Annotated in this window: 14 protein-coding genes and 1 tRNA gene; 6 read left to right on the forward strand and 9 right to left on the reverse strand. The window is 64.6% G+C overall.

The genetic code is table 11. The features are described 5' to 3' along the window. Positions 1-66: 66 nt before the first annotated feature. Together CHB65_RS00385 and CHB65_RS00390 are read left to right on the forward strand one after the other, a co-directional pair. Entirely contained in the window at positions 67-1,428 is a 1,362-nt protein-coding gene (locus tag CHB65_RS00385; protein ID WP_089383070.1) for a sodium-dependent transporter, read from the forward strand. Between the two features lie 114 nt (positions 1,429-1,542). Beyond that, positions 1,543-2,109 (forward strand): hypothetical protein, encoded by a 567-nt coding sequence (locus CHB65_RS00390; protein ID WP_089383071.1) that lies wholly within the window; start codon positions 1,543-1,545, stop codon positions 2,107-2,109. Between the two features lie 22 nt (positions 2,110-2,131). Here the strand turns inward: CHB65_RS00390 and CHB65_RS00395 are convergent, their stop codons facing one another. Together CHB65_RS00395 and CHB65_RS00400 are read right to left on the reverse strand one after the other, a co-directional pair. Beyond that, positions 2,132-2,905 carry a hypothetical protein gene (locus tag CHB65_RS00395; RefSeq protein WP_089383072.1) on the reverse strand — a complete coding sequence of 258 codons (774 nt, stop codon included), beginning with the start codon at positions 2,903-2,905 and terminating at the stop codon, positions 2,132-2,134. Positions 2,906-2,990: 85 nt separating this feature from the next. Next, positions 2,991-3,956, reverse strand: a complete 966-nt coding sequence (locus CHB65_RS00400) for a DMT family transporter (protein ID WP_089383073.1) — start codon at positions 3,954-3,956, stop codon at positions 2,991-2,993. Between the two features lie 183 nt (positions 3,957-4,139). On the opposite strand from CHB65_RS00400, the gene CHB65_RS00405 reads away from it, so the two are divergent. Then, complete coding sequence (locus CHB65_RS00405; protein ID WP_089383074.1) at positions 4,140-4,622, forward strand: Lrp/AsnC family transcriptional regulator; 483 nt, start codon at positions 4,140-4,142, stop codon at positions 4,620-4,622. 10 nt (positions 4,623-4,632) lie between these two features. Here the strand turns inward: CHB65_RS00405 and gatE are convergent, their stop codons facing one another. Together gatE and CHB65_RS00415 are read right to left on the reverse strand one after the other, a co-directional pair. Beyond that, positions 4,633-6,501, reverse strand: a complete 1,869-nt coding sequence (gatE, locus tag CHB65_RS00410) for a Glu-tRNA(Gln) amidotransferase subunit GatE (RefSeq protein WP_089383075.1) — start codon at positions 6,499-6,501, stop codon at positions 4,633-4,635. Between the two features lie 244 nt (positions 6,502-6,745). Further along, a tRNA-Leu gene (locus CHB65_RS00415) sits at positions 6,746-6,830 on the reverse strand. Positions 6,831-7,070: 240 nt separating this feature from the next. Between CHB65_RS00415 and CHB65_RS00420 the strand changes: the two genes are divergently transcribed. The 3 genes from CHB65_RS00420 to CHB65_RS00430 all read left to right on the forward strand — a co-directional run bounded on the left by CHB65_RS00420 (position 7,071) and on the right by CHB65_RS00430 (position 9,353). After that, positions 7,071-7,631, forward strand: a complete 561-nt coding sequence (locus CHB65_RS00420) for a DUF420 domain-containing protein (RefSeq protein ID WP_089383076.1) — start codon at positions 7,071-7,073, stop codon at positions 7,629-7,631. Between the two features lie 92 nt (positions 7,632-7,723). Next, a complete protein-coding gene (locus tag CHB65_RS00425) occupies positions 7,724-8,674 on the forward strand; it encodes a DUF7260 family protein (protein WP_089383077.1) in 951 nt (316 codons plus the stop codon). Between the two features lie 73 nt (positions 8,675-8,747). Continuing rightward, positions 8,748-9,353, forward strand: coding sequence for a helix-turn-helix domain-containing protein (locus CHB65_RS00430; RefSeq protein WP_089383078.1), 606 nt, complete (start codon positions 8,748-8,750; stop codon positions 9,351-9,353). Positions 9,354-9,386: 33 nt separating this feature from the next. Here the strand turns inward: CHB65_RS00430 and CHB65_RS00435 are convergent, their stop codons facing one another. The 5 genes from CHB65_RS00435 to CHB65_RS00455 all read right to left on the reverse strand — a co-directional run bounded on the left by CHB65_RS00435 (position 9,387) and on the right by CHB65_RS00455 (position 15,800). Continuing rightward, positions 9,387-10,802: an ABC transporter ATP-binding protein gene (locus CHB65_RS00435; RefSeq protein ID WP_089383079.1), complete on the reverse strand. Its 1,416-nt coding sequence runs from the start codon at positions 10,800-10,802 to the stop codon at positions 9,387-9,389. Positions 10,803-10,818: 16 nt separating this feature from the next. Then, positions 10,819-12,066, reverse strand: a complete 1,248-nt coding sequence (locus CHB65_RS00440) for an ABC transporter ATP-binding protein (RefSeq protein WP_089383080.1) — start codon at positions 12,064-12,066, stop codon at positions 10,819-10,821. Beyond that, a complete protein-coding gene (locus tag CHB65_RS00445) occupies positions 12,066-13,073 on the reverse strand; it encodes an ABC transporter permease (protein WP_089383441.1) in 1,008 nt (335 codons plus the stop codon). Before CHB65_RS00445 ends, CHB65_RS00440 begins: the two co-directional genes overlap by 1 nt. Before the next feature lie 2 nt (positions 13,074-13,075). Beyond that, positions 13,076-14,065 (reverse strand): ABC transporter permease, encoded by a 990-nt coding sequence (locus tag CHB65_RS00450; RefSeq protein ID WP_089383081.1) that lies wholly within the window; start codon positions 14,063-14,065, stop codon positions 13,076-13,078. Positions 14,066-14,192: 127 nt separating this feature from the next. Next, the gene (locus CHB65_RS00455) at positions 14,193-15,800 is read right to left on the reverse strand and encodes an ABC transporter substrate-binding protein (protein ID WP_089383082.1); all 1,608 of its coding nucleotides are present in this window, start codon (positions 15,798-15,800) and stop codon (positions 14,193-14,195) included. Positions 15,801-15,926 lie beyond the last annotated feature (126 nt).

Genomic DNA, 15,926 nt, shown 5'->3' on the forward strand with positions numbered 1-15,926 from the left:
CCGGATCGGTTCGCACGCAGTAGAACAGACATCCTTTTAAGAGCCCATAACAGCGGGAGAGACATAATGGCACGCGAAACCTGGGCGACACGGTTCGGGTTCATCCTCGCGGCGGTCGGCAGCGCGGTCGGACTCGGAAACATCTGGCGGTTTCCGTTCATCACCGGGCAGGAGGGTGGATCGGCGTTCCTGCTCGTTTACCTCCTGTTTATCGCGCTGATCGGCTTCCCGGCGATCCTCGTCGAGTTCGTGATCGGGAGACGAACGGAGCGCAACCCCGTCGGCGCGTTACGTGATCTCGGCAGCGGGATCTGGCAATACGTCGGTTGGCTCTTCGTGATCACGGGATTCGTGATCCTCGCGTACTACAGCGTCGTCGCCGGCTGGTTCCTCAGATACATGCTCATCGGTATCACCGACGGCTATGCCGCCGGTGCAGCCGATCCGGAGGCCGCGGAGTTGCTCTTCGGAAGCGTCTCGACAGGCCTCGACTCGCTGCTGTTCCACGCGATCTTCATGGCGTTCGTGATCGCCATCGTCGCCGCCGGGATCCGCAGCGGGATCGAGGTCGCGGTGAAGGTGATGGTGCCGGCGATCATCGTCCTGTTGCTCGGACTCGCCGCCTACGGGTTCACGCTTGACGCCTCCACGGAGGCATACGCGTACTACCTCTCGCCGGACTTCGGCGTCATCGCCGAGAACTGGACGAGCATCCTGCCCGCGGCGGCCGGACAGGCCTTCTTCACGCTCTCGCTCGGGATGGGCGTGATGATCACCTACGCCTCCTACCTCGGCGAGGACCGCAACCTCGCGGAGGACGCGGGGATCATCGCCGGGCTCGACACCCTCATCGCGGTGATCGTCGGCTTCGTCGTCTTCCCGTTCCTCTTCGCCGCGGGACTCTCGCCCGGCGACGGCGGCGCCGGAGAGATCTTCGTCAGCCTGACCGCCGCGTTCACCGAGATCCCGGCGGGACGGGTGATCGGGATCGTCTTCTTCGCGATGGTCGGCATCGCGGCGCTCTCGTCCGCGATCAGTATCCTCGAGGTCGTCACCTCCTATCTGGTGGACGAGTGGAACCTCAAACGGGTGCCCGCCGCGGCCGGCCTCGGCGTGGCGATCTTCCTGCTTGGCGTCCCGGTCACCGTCGACCTGATCTTCCTCGACCTGCTTGACCTGTTCGCCGACGGCGTGCTCCTCGTGCTCGGCGCGCTGTTGTTGGCGATCTTCGTCGGCTGGGTCATCCCCGAGGTCGCACGGGACGAACTCGAACAAGGGATCGGTGACCTCGGTGGCCTCGGAACCGCGTGGATCTGGGCCGTTCGGGTGCCGATCGTCGTCGTCGTGTTCGTCTCGCTGTACCTCGGGGTGCTCGATTACATCGGGTTCCTCACCGAGGACTTCGCCGGCTGGCTCGCCGAGCAGTAGCGCCGGAGCGTCCGCGTTTTTTGACGCTGTGACCCGTCGCTGACCGACCAATACGGGCGGTCGATCGATGGGTCGACGAAAAGACACAAGTTCTCGGGGTCGCTACCTCGTGACATGCAACCCTCCAAGGAGCGTGAGGCGGCCGACGGCGATCCGTTGGACGACCTCGATGACCTGCTCGACGACGATCTGTCGAGCGATGGAGGCTCCGTGAGCGGTCCCGACCGCGACGATGACACCCGCAAGGACACCCGCGATGACACACGTCGGGGCGCGGGTATCCGGGACCGCATCGGGCTGAATGGACGCTGGTTCTCCTTGAGGGGCTTCGCGATCGCGCTGGTCGCCATTGGACTCGGGGTCTTCCTCGGCGGGATGCTTCCGCTCATCGGCGGAACGATCGGCCACGCCGCCGGCGTCCTCCTCGGGGCGTTCCTCGTCGGACTCGTCTTTTCGAAGCGGCGCTACGTCGAGACGGGTATCGCCGGCGCCGGCGTCGGGGCCGGCAGCGCGCTCTTAAACGTCCTCGGGATCGGCTTTCTGCCGATCGGCCTGCGATACATTCAGGAGTGGGGGCTCGCGCTGCTCGCCGTCGGCGGCGGAATCGGACTCGTGCTGGCGCTTGTCGGCCATTATTTCGGACGCGACCTCCGTGCGGGCGTCACCGAACGCGTGGAGTGAACCGCTCCGTCGGTACGCTTTCTCACACATCGAACTCGTACACGACCGTCGAACAGTCCGCACAGGCCAACACCGGTCGGTGTGGCTTTCGATGGCTCGTACCCGGTCCGCCACAGCAGTTCCGCAGGGTGGTCTCGACGACGGGGCCGGCACAGACCGGGCAGGTCCCCACGAGGGTTCGAAGCGGTTCGGCCGCCGGCGCGCGGAGGTCCGTCGGCACGTCGAAGTCAGCGAGCGTCTCGGCGGCGGCGGTCTCCGCGATGGCGACCGCGCGCGAGAGCCAGATGTCTCTGCCGCCGGCGAGCAGGATGCGGTTGGCGTGGACCTCGGCGTCGGGGTCGCCGGCGGCGACGGCGGCCGCCCGCTCGGCGAGCGCCTGCTCCGAAAGCGTGCGGAGGTCGGCCATCCGATCCTCGAAGGTGACACGAAAGTCCTCCGTCAGGCGGAGTTCATCGCCGTCGTCGACGACCACGTCGGCATCGATGAGCGTCCCCAACAGCTCCTCGGGATCGACCGACCCGGCGATGGAGTCGCTCTCGACGTGTTTTTGTGGGCCGAATTCGACGGGAAGCAGATCGACGATCCGCGGCGCAAACCGTGGCGTTCCGGGGACGACGTACCCACGGAGGTAGATCAACCCGCCGCCACCGAGCAGGACGAGCGCGGCGAGCGGCGCGAAGAGCAGTCCAACGACCCCCGCAAGCAGCACGACGACGACGAGGTTGACCGCGGTACAGGGCCAACACCGGTTTTCACCCGTGTACTCGGGACGGCGGAGCCGATCGATGAGGGACACGTCCTCGCGTGGGCGGCCCGCTCTTAAGGACGTTGCGGGGTCGGATGGCCAGGAGACGTGCGTTCGCTCGAACCGCCAACCGCGCTCAGCTTCCGAACCCGTACCGCGTCGTCACGTACGCAGCGATCTCCCGCCGTTCAAGCGCGGCGAAGCCGGCGAGGATGGCGGCGAAGCCGAGGATCGCCTCCCCCTCGATGAGGTGCCCGAGGAGAACCCAACTCCCGATCGCGGCGATGATCGGCTCGACGTAGCCGACGAGGTGGAGCTGGGTCGGCCCGACCGCATCGAGCAGCGCGAAGTAGATCAGGAACGCGACGACCCCGGAAAGCACCGTGAGATAGGTGAGCGAGACGATCGACGTCGCGTTCCAGACGATGTCCCCCGGCGACTCCCGGAACGCCCCGGCCCCGACGAGAAGCATCGCGGCACCGATCAGCATCGCCCAGCCCTGCAACGCGGCGATCGGGAGGTCGGTCCGGAGCGGACGCAACAACACCGCGCCGATGGAGAACGCGACGGCGGCGAAGAAGGTCAAAATGACGCCGAGCAGTGCCGGTGGGAGGCCACCGATGGCCGCATCGTCGCCGCCGAGTGTGAGCCCGCCGGGGTCGGCGATGACGATCACGCCGAGAAGCCCGAGCGCGAACCCGGCGATCTCGAACGGTCCAAGCCGTTCGTTTGGGAGCAGGACCGCGGCGAAGGTGGCCGTCAGAACCGGTGCGAGGCTGACGACGACCGCGGCAACCGCCCCGGGAATGTAGAGCTCGCCGACGTAGAGGAACCCGTGATAGATCGCGATGACGAACGCGCCCGCGATGGCGACACCGAGCCACTCCTCGCGGCCGTTTGGGACCCAGCGATCGGCGACGAACACCGCATATCCGAGGACGACGATACCGGCGATCAGGTACCGAATACCCGCGAACAGCAGGGGCGGAAAGTACGCGAGACCGGCTTCGATGGCGACGAACGAGGTCCCCCACAGCGCCGCGAGCAGCAGGAACGCCCCAGCGACGCCGACGGGAGATGAGAGCAAACTTCGAGGATACATTTGGTACTCGTTCGGAATTCCCTAATCTACTTAAACTAATCTTTCAATATACGCGAGATCGTAGATGATGAATCACACATATGAATCCCATTCGATCTGGCTCTCGGAATCGATTAGCCGATTGGATATTTCTCCGACCATGTCGGGGGACATATATACGAGTCGTACACGAGTACGGATGAGATGGACGAGCGCGACGTGCGGCTGTTGAAGGCGATCTCGGATCTCGGCACCGGCAGCCCGGAGAAGCTCCACGACGAGACGGGGATCCCCGTCTCGACGATCCACTACCGGCTCAACAACCTGCGGGAGGCGGGCGTCATCGAAAACGACCTCTACGACTTCGACCACGAAGCCCTCGGACTCGGCGTCACGATCATCGTCGAGGTACACGCGGACTACGAGGGCCCATACGACGAGTTCGCCGACGAACTCCTCGCCGTCGAGGGCGTCACGGAAGCGTACTTCACGATGGGTGAGACCGACTTCGTCGTCCTCGCTCGGCTCTCCTCATCTGACACCGTCGAACGGCTGATAAGCGAGTTCGAAGGGATCGAAGGCGTCGAGCGGACCAACTCGACGTTCACCATCGCGACGTTACGGGACGAGTCGCGCGCGCCGGCGACGTACGACCTCGAGACGTTGATCGAGGAGCTGACGGACTGACTGAACTCCCTTAGGCCCGCTTGCCGATCTCCTCGCGCAGCACCTCGGAGACGACCTCGCCGTCGGCTTTCCCGCGAAGCGCCCCCATCGCTTCGCCCATGAGCCCGGAGAAGGCGGCCATCCCCTCCTCGGCGACCTGATCGGCGTTCCGCTCGACGACCTCGAGTACCGCCTCCCGGACCGCCTCCTCGCTCACCCCCGATAGCCCCGCCACCTCGACGGCCTCGGCGGGTGTCAACTCGGGGTTCTCCGCGAGCGTCGTCAACACCTCCGGGACGCCCTCCTTCGCGAGGTCGCCGTCCTCGACGAGCGAAAAGAGCCCGAGGAAATGCTCATCAGTGAGCGCCTCGACCGGCGCGCCCTCGCGTCGGATCTCCGTCGTCGTCGACTCCAGCGTGGTGGCCGCAAAGGTCGGATCGATCCCCCGCTCGACGGCCGCCTCGAACGTCGGGAAGCGTCGGCCGAACGCGACCTGTTCGGCGAGGCCGGGGTCGAGCCCGAACGACTCGGCGTAGCGCTCGGCCTTTTCATCGAGGAGTTCGGGAACGTCGACGTCGCTCGGGTCGGGCTCGACGGGCGGGACGTCGGTTTCGGGATACATCCGTGCAGCACCCGGGAGCGGACGGAGATACCGTGTCGTCCCGTCGTCGTTCGCGCCTCGCGTCTCCTCGGGGACGCCGTCGATAGCGGCCTCGGCCCGCTCTGCGACCGCCTCGATCGCGAGGGGGGCCGTCTCCGTCCCCGCCGCGACGATCGCGACCGCGTCGTCCCCACCGGCATCGACCGTCTCACGAAGCGTCGCGACCTCCGCCGGCGTCACGCCGTAGGCCGGCAGCTCGTCGGTGTGGAAGATCCCGCCCGCACCGTGACGTTTGGCGTGATCGGAGAACTCCGTCCCCAGCCGGCGATCCGGTTGGATCTCGTGGCCGACGAGCCCGTCGAAGCCGAAAAGCGGCACCGCCCACACCGCGCCGTCGTCGTCGAGCGCGCCGCGGATAACCCCGGACTCGGTGTCGGCGAACACGTCCGTGACGTCCCGTGGCTCCCCGACCCGCGCATTCCGCTCGCGGAGTCGATCGCGAACCGTGAGCAGTTCCGCCTGTCGACCGACCTCGCCGCGGACGATCGCTTCGATCCCTTCGAGGTCCTGTACCCCCTTCACCTCGACGCGGGCACCGTCAGCGATGGAGACGTTGACGTCCTGGCGGATCGTGCCGAGCCCGCGTTTTACTTTCCCGGTCGACCGCAGGAGGGTACCGATCCGCGCTGCGGCCTCGCGGGCCTGCTCCGGGCTCGAGATGTCCGGGCCCGTGCCGATCTCGACGAGCGGCACGCCCAATCGGTCGAGCGAGTAGACGACCCCCCCGTCGTGTTCCTCGACGCGCTTTGCGGACTCCTCTTCCAACATGAGGTCCTCGATGGAGACGGGACCCTCGCTCGTCTCGATCGACCCGCCCTGTGCGAGCAGCAGCGAACGCTGGAAGCCGGAGGTGTTCGAGCCGTCGATGACGAGTTTCCGCATGACGTGTGCCTGATCGACGACCGTCGCGTCGAGCATGGTCGCGATCTGTAACGCGACGTCGAGCGCCTCCGGATCGACCCGTCGCGGCGGCTCGTCGTCCTCCTCGACGAGGCAGGTCGTGTCGTAGGCGAGGTAGGTGAACTCGCGGTCGACACGGCTCTCCTCGACGGCGGCGGCATCGAGCTCGCCGAGTTCGCTTTTCGTCGGGTGGAGGTGCCGGACCAGCTTTCGTTCGGCCTCCTCGGGGTCGCGTTCGACGGTCGGGGAGTCACAGAAGAGCTTCGTCGCCGTATCGAGCTGTTGGTGGATCTCCAGCCCGGCGACGAGGCCCAACTCCTCGGAGTCGTACTCGGTCATTACGACTCACTCCGGCCGCCCGCGACTAAAAGGGTAGTCGTTCGCGCTTGCACTGTTCACATGGTGGGCGCGGGACGAACGCTCTCGTGGGCGCGGGACGAACGCTCTCGTGGGCGCGGGACGAACGCTCTCGTGGGCGCTGAGCGGCCGCTCGAAGCGTTGTGGTTTCGAAGGATTGTGCGTGGGTGCTGTCGTAGAGACAACACCGTGCATCGGTTGTGGGCTCCGTGGAGAGCCGTTGCGATGCGTGGGACCGGATTTGAACCGGCGGACCTCTACAGGACAGCGCCCTCAACGCTGCGCCGTTGGCCTGGCTTGGCTACCCACGCTCGCGGTGGTTTTGTCGCACTTTCGTGTATCCAGTGCCTAATTAAAAGCCCTTCCATTCTCACGTGACGTGCCGGTCGATGTCACCGCGCGGTCAACCGCTCTTCGGGGACCGCGACGGAGTCGATCGGGACGCCACGTACATTCACACGTATTTGAGGCGGAAGCCCACGACTGCAGTCGTGGCTCGATGACCTGCCGAAATCGACACCTGTTTTCCCCCCGCGACCGAGGACCCGGTTATGAGCAATTGGGCTCGCGACAACGTCCCGCTTTTGACCGCCGCCCTCTCGGTCGTCTCGCTCGGGCTCGTCTTCGGCGCCGTCGGCGGCGTCATTCCCGAGACCGTCCTTCCACGCGCAAGCGACGCCGTCCTCGACGCCATCCCCCACCTAAACGCCGTCATTTCGGCGACGGCCATCGCGACGATCATCCTCGGCTGGCGGGCGATCTCCCGTGGCGACGTCGAGCGCCATCGCGCGTTCATGCTCGCGTCGTTCGGACTCTTCACCGTCTTCCTCGTCGGCTACCTCTACCGGCTCATCGTGGTCGGCACGGCGACGTTTCCCGGCCCGGAGACGGTCTATACGTTCGTCTATCTCCCGTTCCTCGCGATCCATATCCTGCTCGCGATCGTCTGTATTCCGTTCGTGTTCTATGCGCTCCTGCTCGCATTGACCCGTCCGTATCCCGAACTCTACGACACGGCACACGCACGCGCCGGGTTCGTCGCGGCGATCCTCTGGTTGATCTCCTTTGCGATGGGGATCGGCGTCTACCTGTTGTTGCACCACATCTACTGAGTCGACTTCGGTGAGAGAGGCGGGACCGGGGTGTTCTGTACGCAGCGAGATTGCCACAATAGTTATCGTCTTGGATTGTGTAATTTAGCTCCATGAGTATTCAACCCGGCGGGGATGCGACCTTTCGTGTCCCCAGGGAGGGCCCGACCGCCGAGGAGTGTACGACGCTCTCCTGTGAGCTGTCGGGTGTCGTTACCGACCCCGGGTTCCTCACGCTCATCGTCGTCGTCGGGCTCCTCGCGTTCGTCGCCTTCGCCTATCTCAAGGACGCAGCGGAGTGTTGCCGTGAGGAACGACGCCGCGTGGTCGATGAACGGGACGCCTTCGAGGAGTTCTCGGAACGGGTCGAGTCGCTCGACCCCGTTCCGGCGAACACGACGTTCGCCTCCGATGGGCCGGTCGTGGGGGTCCACTCGGGTACCGGCTTTCACACGCCGAACGACGAGCACAGACGAGGTGTGTTTGACTCCTATGAATCCACCGTGATGGCGCTCCCGCACTATCAACAGGAGTACGATGAAACCGTTACCGAGAGCCTCGCGGCCGAACTCGGGGTCGACATGGTCACCGGCCTCTCAGACGGTGGGACGTTCTCGCCGGCGCTACAGTCCGCGATCGTCACGCGCAGCCGTCACGCGGCCGCATCGCGTGCGGAACTCGCCGACGCCATCGACGTCGAACTGGAGGAGCTCTCGGACACCGAGGCGGAGCTCGCCCGGATCGACCGAACGCGACGCCGACTACACGAACACCTCGAAGGGATCCCCGAACGAAGCCGGACCGATGCCCTGATCGACGTCTATGAGCGATTCGAGGGGCTCGAATCCGAGTGTAATGACCTCGCGAAGGCTCGCCAGCGCTCGCTTCGTGACCCGCCGATGACCGTCGATTTCGGCGGCGAGGACGCGCCCACGTTCTATCGATACCTCTACGGTCCGCTTGAGCGGACGAGCCATCCGGTTCTCTCGGAGCTTACGGCCCTCGCCGATCGGCTTCAGCGCGATCGCGATCGGATCGTGAAACGGATCGCCGACGCCCGGTAGCCGCCGGGACTCGATGACCCGTCTCGAGCGTGCGGGGAACAACATATATGTACCCAACACGGAATAAGGGGGTATGTCACGCGCCGTAGACGGCACCCGACGCCTCCGAGTCGATCTCGATATCGAACCCGGGAAGGAGTGGGACTGTCCCATTGTCGCGGAAGCGGACAGCGTCGAGGCGGTGAACGTCAATGCGGTCGGCGAGAAGTGCAACGTGGACCTACAGCCCGCTGGCGATGGAGGGATGATCCGTGCGACCGGCGAAGTCACTGACGACTGCCTCTGTTATGCGTTCCAACAGCACGATTGTGTCCCCCACATTCAGCGCGTCGAACAGGGAACCATGCTCGTCACCACCTATGTCGACGACCGGGCGGTCATTCGCGAGCTGATCGAAGACCTCCAGTCCATCCTCGGGCACGTCAGACTCGTCAGGCTCGCCGTCGTCGAGGGTCCCGATGCCGCGGAGCAGGTCACCTTCGACCTCTCCTCGCTCACCCCGAAACAGCGACAGGGACTCGAACTCGCCGTCGTCCGTGGATACTTCGACGGCGACAAACAGGTCGAACTCGGCGAGCTCGCCGAGGAGCTCGATATCAGCAAGTCCGCGCTCTCACAGCGTCTTCGGACGGCGCAGGCGAAGCTGATCAAGGACGTCTTCGACGAGTCTGATGCCTGAGTCCGTCCGATCGGGTCCGTATGCGGGACCCCACTAGTCGGTCCGGCTATCGATCCCGGAGGTCCTGGCGGACGGTCCCGCGGAGGGAGTCCCACCGCCCCCGTGTTCGTGCGTCCACTCGTCCGCTGTCTCCCGGGTCTCTGAGGGCTGGTCCTCACGGAGGCAGGCAGCCGCATGTGCATCATCGGTGAGTTCGGGATTCACCGCCTCACATACGGAGGCAAACCGTTCCGTCAGGATCCGTTCGGCCGTCTCGACGTCGCCGTCGGCGAGCGCCTCGAACGACTCATCCAAGACCACCCGATCCTCGCCCGCGAACTCGACGGTGAAAAGCTCCTCACGGATCGAGTCGGTGAACAGGGTGACGTCGTTTCCGTCGGGATCGTCGAGCTGCTCCCAGCGGGCATCGGGATCGAGCCGCCCGTTCGCAAGCAGCGTTCGGTAGCGAACGATCTCGAGATACGCGTCCCGTGAGATGTCGAGATCCGGTGGGCGGATCACGACCGGACACCGGGTCCGGAACGAACATCCCGAAGGCGGGTTTCGGGGAGACGGGACGTCACCGGAGATGGTCCGGCGCTCGCGTTCAGCCTCGTCCGTCGTCGCCCGCGGGACGCTCGCCAACAACGCCTTTGTGTACGGGTGTTTCGGATCGGCGAACAGCTCCGCTGCCGGCCCGATCTCGACCAATTCACCGAGATACATCACCGCGACCCGATCACAGACGTGGTTGATGACCGAGAGGTCGTGGCTGATGAGCAGATAGGTGAGATCGAACTCCTCTTGGAGGTCCTCGAGGAGGTTCAACACCTGCGCCTGTACGCTCACGTCGAGCGCACTCGTCGGCTCATCGAGCACGATGAACTCCGGCTCCAACGCCAGCGCGCGGGCGATACCGATCCGCTGTCGCTGCCCTCCCGAGAACTCGTGTGGATAGCGGTCGAGTTGATCCGCCGACAGTCCGACGCGCTCCAAGAGGTCACGAGCCCGCGCGACGCGTTCGGCGCGGGTGCCGACGTCGTGTATCTCGAGCGGTTGGATGATCACCTCCCCGATGGTCATCCGCGGGTCCAGACTGGAGAAGGGGTCCTGAAAGACGACCTGCGCCTCACGACGGAACGCGAGCAGGTCGTCGCCCGCCAGATCGTAGATGTTCCGCCCCTCGAACTCGACGCTGCCGTCCGTCGGTTCCTGTAACCGAAGCATCGTCTCGCCGGTCGTCGACTTCCCACACCCCGATTCGCCGACGAGTCCAAGCGTTTCACCGCGGTGGATATCGAAATCGATCCCATCGACCGCTTTCACCGCGGTTCGCCCATCGCCGAGGAACCGATCGAAAATCGTGTCGTTCTCGAAAAAGTGCTTTTCGAGCCCACGGACCCGAACCAGTGGCTCATCCGTCGGCCGTCTACTGCGTTCTGCTCGTCCCGTGTTCGTGCCATCGGCCATGTCGGTATCACGCGTCTCAGTCATTCAGCTCACCCCCGTCACCCGCGGGGACTCCGTCCTCGGAGACTCCCGTCGCCCTCGCAGCCGTTCCCGGGTCGTCGAAGTAGTCCGCCGGGAGCGCCGTCGCCTCGTCGAACGGCTCGGTGGCGAGATAACATGCGGCGGAGTGGCCGGGTTGATCGGGAACGTCCAACTCCGCCGGCTTCGTCAGACAGGCCTCCATCGCCTTCGGGCATCGCTCCGCGAAATAACACCGATCGGGCATTTCGTGATCGAGGAGGCTCGGGACGTTACCGGCGATCGGTTGGAGTCGGCCGCTTGCGCCCTCGATCTCGGGGACGCTTCCGAGCAACCCCTGCGTGTAGGGGTGGACCGGCGAGTCGAAGACGTCCGCGAGCGTCCCACGTTCGACGACCTCACCGGCGTACATGACCCCGACACGGTCACACATGCGGGCCACGACGCCGAGGTTGTGGGTGATGAGGAGGATCGTCATTCCCGTCTCCGATTGAATGCGTGAGAGGAGGTCGAGCACCTGTGCCTGAATGGTCACGTCGAGGGCGGTCGTCGGCTCATCCGCGATCAGGACGTCCGGTTCGCCCGCGAGCGCCTGTGCGACCATCGCCCGCTGGAGCATCCCGCCGGAGTACTCGTGGGGATGTTCTTCCGCCCGGAGGACCGGGTCGGGAATGCCGACCATCTCGAGGAGTTCGACCGCCCGCTCCCGGCTCTCCTGAGTCACGTACTTCCGCGACGACGAAACGAAGCTCATGAGGTACTTCCCGAGGCCGTACCCCTGCGTTCGTGACGCGACCGAGCGTGGGTTCGCCCGGGCACGCTGTTGTGCCTCGACCGCCTCCGCGATCTGCTCACCGACGGTCAGGCTCGGGTTGAAGCTGCTCATCGGGTCCTGAAACACCATGCTGAAGTGTGTCCCACGAAGGGTCCGTCGAACGCGGTCTGGCAGTTTCTGAAGGTTCACGTAGTCGCCATCGACGGCGTCGGGGACATCCCCGGCAATCCCGGCCGCGAGGTCGGCGTTCCGATACCAGATCTCCCCGGCCGTCACCCGACCCGGCGATTCGACCATCCCGAGCAACGAGAGCGCGGTGACGCTCTTTCCGGATCCCGACTCGCCGACGATGCCGAACACCTCGCCGTCCGCGATCTCGAGGTCGACCGATTCGACGGCGTTGACCTGTCCCTCTTCGGTGAAGAATCGCGTTTCGAGCCCCGAAATCTTGAGCAGCGGCTCGTCGGTCATCACATCCCACCTCCGTGTTCACCCTCGATACCCGGATCGAGTGCGTCCCGCAGCCAGTCGCCGAGGAGGTTGATCCCGATCACGGCAAGCACGATGGCGAGCCCGGGAATGCTCGAGATCCACCACGACGTGCCGAGGTAATCACGCCCCTGTGCGATGTCGAAGCCCCACGAGAGCGTCGTGCCGGAGAACCCGAGGAACGACAACGAGCTCTCGAGTAAGATGATCGCCGCCACTTGGATGGTCGCGAGGACGATGATCGGCGTCAGACTGTTCGGCAACACGTGTTGTCTGAGGATACGTCGATCGCTCGCGCCGAGGCTGCGCGCCGCCTTCACGTACTCCTGTTGGCGGATCGAGAGGGCCTCCCCGCGGGCGATCCGGGCGAACCACACCCAGTTGACCACCCCGACGACGATCGTCAGGGTGACCGGGAAGACGAACGAGTCGGGCATCCCCTCGACGAGTCCGAGCGCGACGAAGGGATCCGGTATGCGTATCGTTAACGGTCCTAACAGCCCGACCAACGCGATCGCGAGCACCAACGCGGGAAACGCGAGCATGATGTCCGCAAACCGCATCAAGCCGTCATCGATGCGGCCGCCGTAGTAGCCGGCGACGAGCCCGACGCTCACCCCCGTCCCGACCGCAAAGAGCGTCCCGAAGAGCCCGACCATGAGCGAGGTGCGGGCCCCGAAGAGCACCCGCGAGAACAGGTCACGGCCCAGCGAGTCGGTCCCCATCGGGTGATCCAACGTTCCCGTCGTGGTCGTCTCGACGGTCTGTCGCTCGCCGTCGACGAACTGAATATCAGAGGACGTCTGGGTGACGCCGGCTGGCGGCAGGTTGGACTCCTCAAGCCCCTGCTGGGTTGGGTTGTGTGGGGCGATGAACGGCGCGAAAAGCGCCATCGTCACCATCAACACCACCAACGCGAGCCCGATCTTCGCCATGAGGCTCTGACTGAACTCACGTGTTAAGCTCCGCCGGACGCGCTCCGAAAGGATGCTCATTCGAGACTCACCCGCGGGTTGAGTCGCGCATACAGCGCATCGACCACGATGTTGATCACGACGAAGCCGACGCCGATCACGATGAGCGCCCCCTGGATGATCGGCCAGTCGCGTACGTTGATCGCATCGATGATGAGCGTGCCGAGCCCCGGCCAGTTGAAGACGAACTCGGTGATGACCGCGCCCCCGATGAGCGTGCCCAGCTGTAACCCGAGCACGGTGATGATCGGGATCATCGTGTTCCGCAACGCGTGTTTATACGTGACCAGCGTCTCGGGCAGCCCCTTCGCGCGGGCGGCTTTCACGTACGGTTGGCCGAGCTGATCGAGCATGCCGCTCCGTGTGAGCCGGACGATCATCGCCGTGAAATACGTCCCGAGGGTGATCGCCGGGAGGATCATGTGTCTGATCCATGTCTGAATCCCGACCGTCTCGAATTGGAAGATCAACATCTCCATCGCCGGGACGAGCCCGATCGGTCGTCTACTGGTCGGGAGGATCCCGAGGCCGACGGAGACGAGGAGGATCAACATGATACCGAGCCAGAAGTTCGGCGTACTGATGCCGACGAGCGAGAAGCCCGTCGCGGCGTAGTCGGCGGGTTCGTGCCGACGAGTGGCGCTGATGACGCCCAACGGGATCGAGAAGATGATGGCGACGACGGTGGCGGCGACCGCCAACTCGATGGTCGCGGGCAGCCGCAGGAAGATGATCCCGCTTGCGGGTCGCCCCCGAATGTATGAAAAGCCCATATCTCCCTGTAGGAGGCTACCGAGGTACTGTGCGTACTGGACGTATATCGGCTGATCGAGACCGAGGTTGCGGGCGATCTGTGCCCGAAGCTCCGGGCTCGCATCGAGCGGTGCGACGAAGTCGACTGGACTGCCCGGTGTCATGAATCGAAGGAGAAACACCACCGTGATGACCCCCCAGATGACGAGGAGGCCCTGCAGGCCGCGACGGATAAGGAACTGATACGTTGACATGTGATAGCGTCGTGTGCGGGACGGCGTGAGATCGGTCGGACAAGCGGTTCAACGGCCGCCGGCCGCCGGCAGCGTGCCGACGGCGACGCGGGGTGATGTGTCGGCCCCTAAAGGAACGATCCGTGACCTATCGAAGCGACATCTCGTAGGCGCGGGTGTACTCGTCAGGCGTCGCATCCCAGTCGACCCGCTGATTCATGCCGTAGATCAGGTACTCACGGTTGAGGAACACGAACACTGCAAGCTCGTTGGCGCGTGCACACGCATCCATGAGGAGCTGCTCGCGTTCGTCCTCGTCGACCTCGGTCCGGGCGGAGAGGATGAGATCCTCGAGCTCCTCGTCGACGAAGGTGTACTGGGAGGTTCCCTCGGTGAGCCACGGGAGCAGGTTGTTCTCCGCGTCGAAGGTGGTGTTCCCCCAGCCGATGAGGAAAAACGGCGGCGTCGTCTCGATGTCGCCGTCGAGCAGAATGCCGGTCAGCTCGCCGAAGTCGGTAAGGTCGATGTCACAGCTGACGTTGTCCAGGTCGTCGATGTAGCCGACACACGCTTGGGCGATCTCGTCGCTCTGGAGGTAGCGGCCGGCCGGGACCACGAGTTCGATCTCCGCGCCAGCGAAGCCGCTTTCTTCAACCAGTTCCTCAGCGCGTTCGGGGTCATAGGGATAGGGGTCGAGATCGGGGTTGTGCCCGAAGTAGCCCTCAAGCGTCGGCTGCGCGGTCGCGTCACCGAATCCGGAGAGGACGTTCTCGATGATCGAATCGAAGTCGATCGCGTAGTTCATCGCCTGTCTGAACTCCTGGCTCGTGAACGGCTCCACGTCGTACCGCATCGGGAGCATCAAGATTCGGGTGCTCGGTGCGTCCGCGATGTAGGTGTCGTCGTCGCTCTCGATCGCACCGGCGTCGCTCGGCGGCACCGCGGTCGCAACGTCGATCTCACCCGCCCGGAGGCTGTTGATCCGCGTGCTCGACTCCGAGGAAGCGTCGATCCGAAGGCTCGCGATCTCCGCTTCGCCGTCCCAGTAATCGGGGAAACTGGTGAAGTCGGTATACTCACCGTCGACGAACTCCTCGAGCTGGTAGGGACCGGTTCCGTTCATGTCCTCGGCGATCGCTTCGGGATCGCGGTCCATGATCCAGTCCTCCTCGACGACCGGGCAGTACGAGCCGAGGTTCGCGAACGTCATCGGATTCGGGCCGTCCGTGTGAATGAGCACGTGCCCATCGTCGTCGACTTCGGCGGATTCAACACCGGCGAGCTGGTCACGCTGTGGGCTCTCCAAGTTCCCGACGTCGGCGTCGACGACCCGGTTGATGCTGAACGCGGAGTCCTCCGGCGTTAGCTCATCACCATTATGGAAGCTCACACCCTCGCGGATCTCGATCTGGTATCGATCGTCATCGACGATCTCCCAGTCGGTGACGAGCCCATCGACGAGGTTGCCGTCGAGGTCGCGTTTAAAATGGAACTCGTACGCCTGCAGGATGATGTTGTCAGTCGTCGTCTCCCTGTGGTCATGCGGGTCAAGCGTCGTTGGGTTTTGTGTCTGGGTGATGTGGAGGTGGTTCTCCTCGTCATCGATCCCATCGTCGTCCCCGGGATCGACGTCATCCCCATCTTCGAGGTCGTCGACGTCCTCGCCCGCACAGCCCGCGAGTCCAACGGCAGCGGCGGCGCCGGCGAACTGGAGGTAGTTCCGTCTGCTGATCCGATCTTCGGTAGCCTCTGGCATACACGGCAAGTGGAAACGGTTGCATATATACTCTCCGGAGATACTGACCGCGATCACTTCTTTTCAAATAATGTTTGATGGAATGGCAGAACGGACTCCTTCCACCACACCGAGCCGCGTCTTTCC

The sequence above is a fragment of the Halorubrum vacuolatum genome, from assembly GCF_900188065.1.
GTDB classification, from domain to species: domain Archaea; phylum Halobacteriota; class Halobacteria; order Halobacteriales; family Haloferacaceae; genus Halorubrum; species Halorubrum vacuolatum.

What these genes read in the sequence shown, in the direction of transcription:
- CHB65_RS00390 (WP_089383071.1), top strand. Translation starts at nt 1,543, where the DNA reads ATGCAACCCTCCAAGGAGCGTGAGGCGGCCGACGGCGATCCGTTGGAC.
- gatE (WP_089383075.1), bottom strand. Translation starts at nt 6,501, where the DNA reads ATGACCGAGTACGACTCCGAGGAGTTGGGCCTCGTCGCCGGGCTGGAG.
- CHB65_RS00455 (WP_089383082.1), bottom strand. Translation starts at nt 15,800, where the DNA reads ATGCCAGAGGCTACCGAAGATCGGATCAGCAGACGGAACTACCTCCAG.
- CHB65_RS00385 (WP_089383070.1), top strand. Translation starts at nt 67, where the DNA reads ATGGCACGCGAAACCTGGGCGACACGGTTCGGGTTCATCCTCGCGGCG.
- CHB65_RS00450 (WP_089383081.1), bottom strand. Translation starts at nt 14,065, where the DNA reads ATGTCAACGTATCAGTTCCTTATCCGTCGCGGCCTGCAGGGCCTCCTC.
- CHB65_RS00425 (WP_089383077.1), top strand. Translation starts at nt 7,724, where the DNA reads ATGAGTATTCAACCCGGCGGGGATGCGACCTTTCGTGTCCCCAGGGAG.
- CHB65_RS00400 (WP_089383073.1), bottom strand. Translation starts at nt 3,956, where the DNA reads ATGTATCCTCGAAGTTTGCTCTCATCTCCCGTCGGCGTCGCTGGGGCG.
- CHB65_RS00435 (WP_089383079.1), bottom strand. Translation starts at nt 10,802, where the DNA reads ATGGCCGATGGCACGAACACGGGACGAGCAGAACGCAGTAGACGGCCG.
- CHB65_RS00405 (WP_089383074.1), top strand. Translation starts at nt 4,140, where the DNA reads ATGGACGAGCGCGACGTGCGGCTGTTGAAGGCGATCTCGGATCTCGGC.
- CHB65_RS00420 (WP_089383076.1), top strand. Translation starts at nt 7,071, where the DNA reads ATGAGCAATTGGGCTCGCGACAACGTCCCGCTTTTGACCGCCGCCCTC.
- CHB65_RS00430 (WP_089383078.1), top strand. Translation starts at nt 8,748, where the DNA reads ATGTCACGCGCCGTAGACGGCACCCGACGCCTCCGAGTCGATCTCGAT.
- CHB65_RS00440 (WP_089383080.1), bottom strand. Translation starts at nt 12,066, where the DNA reads ATGACCGACGAGCCGCTGCTCAAGATTTCGGGGCTCGAAACGCGATTC.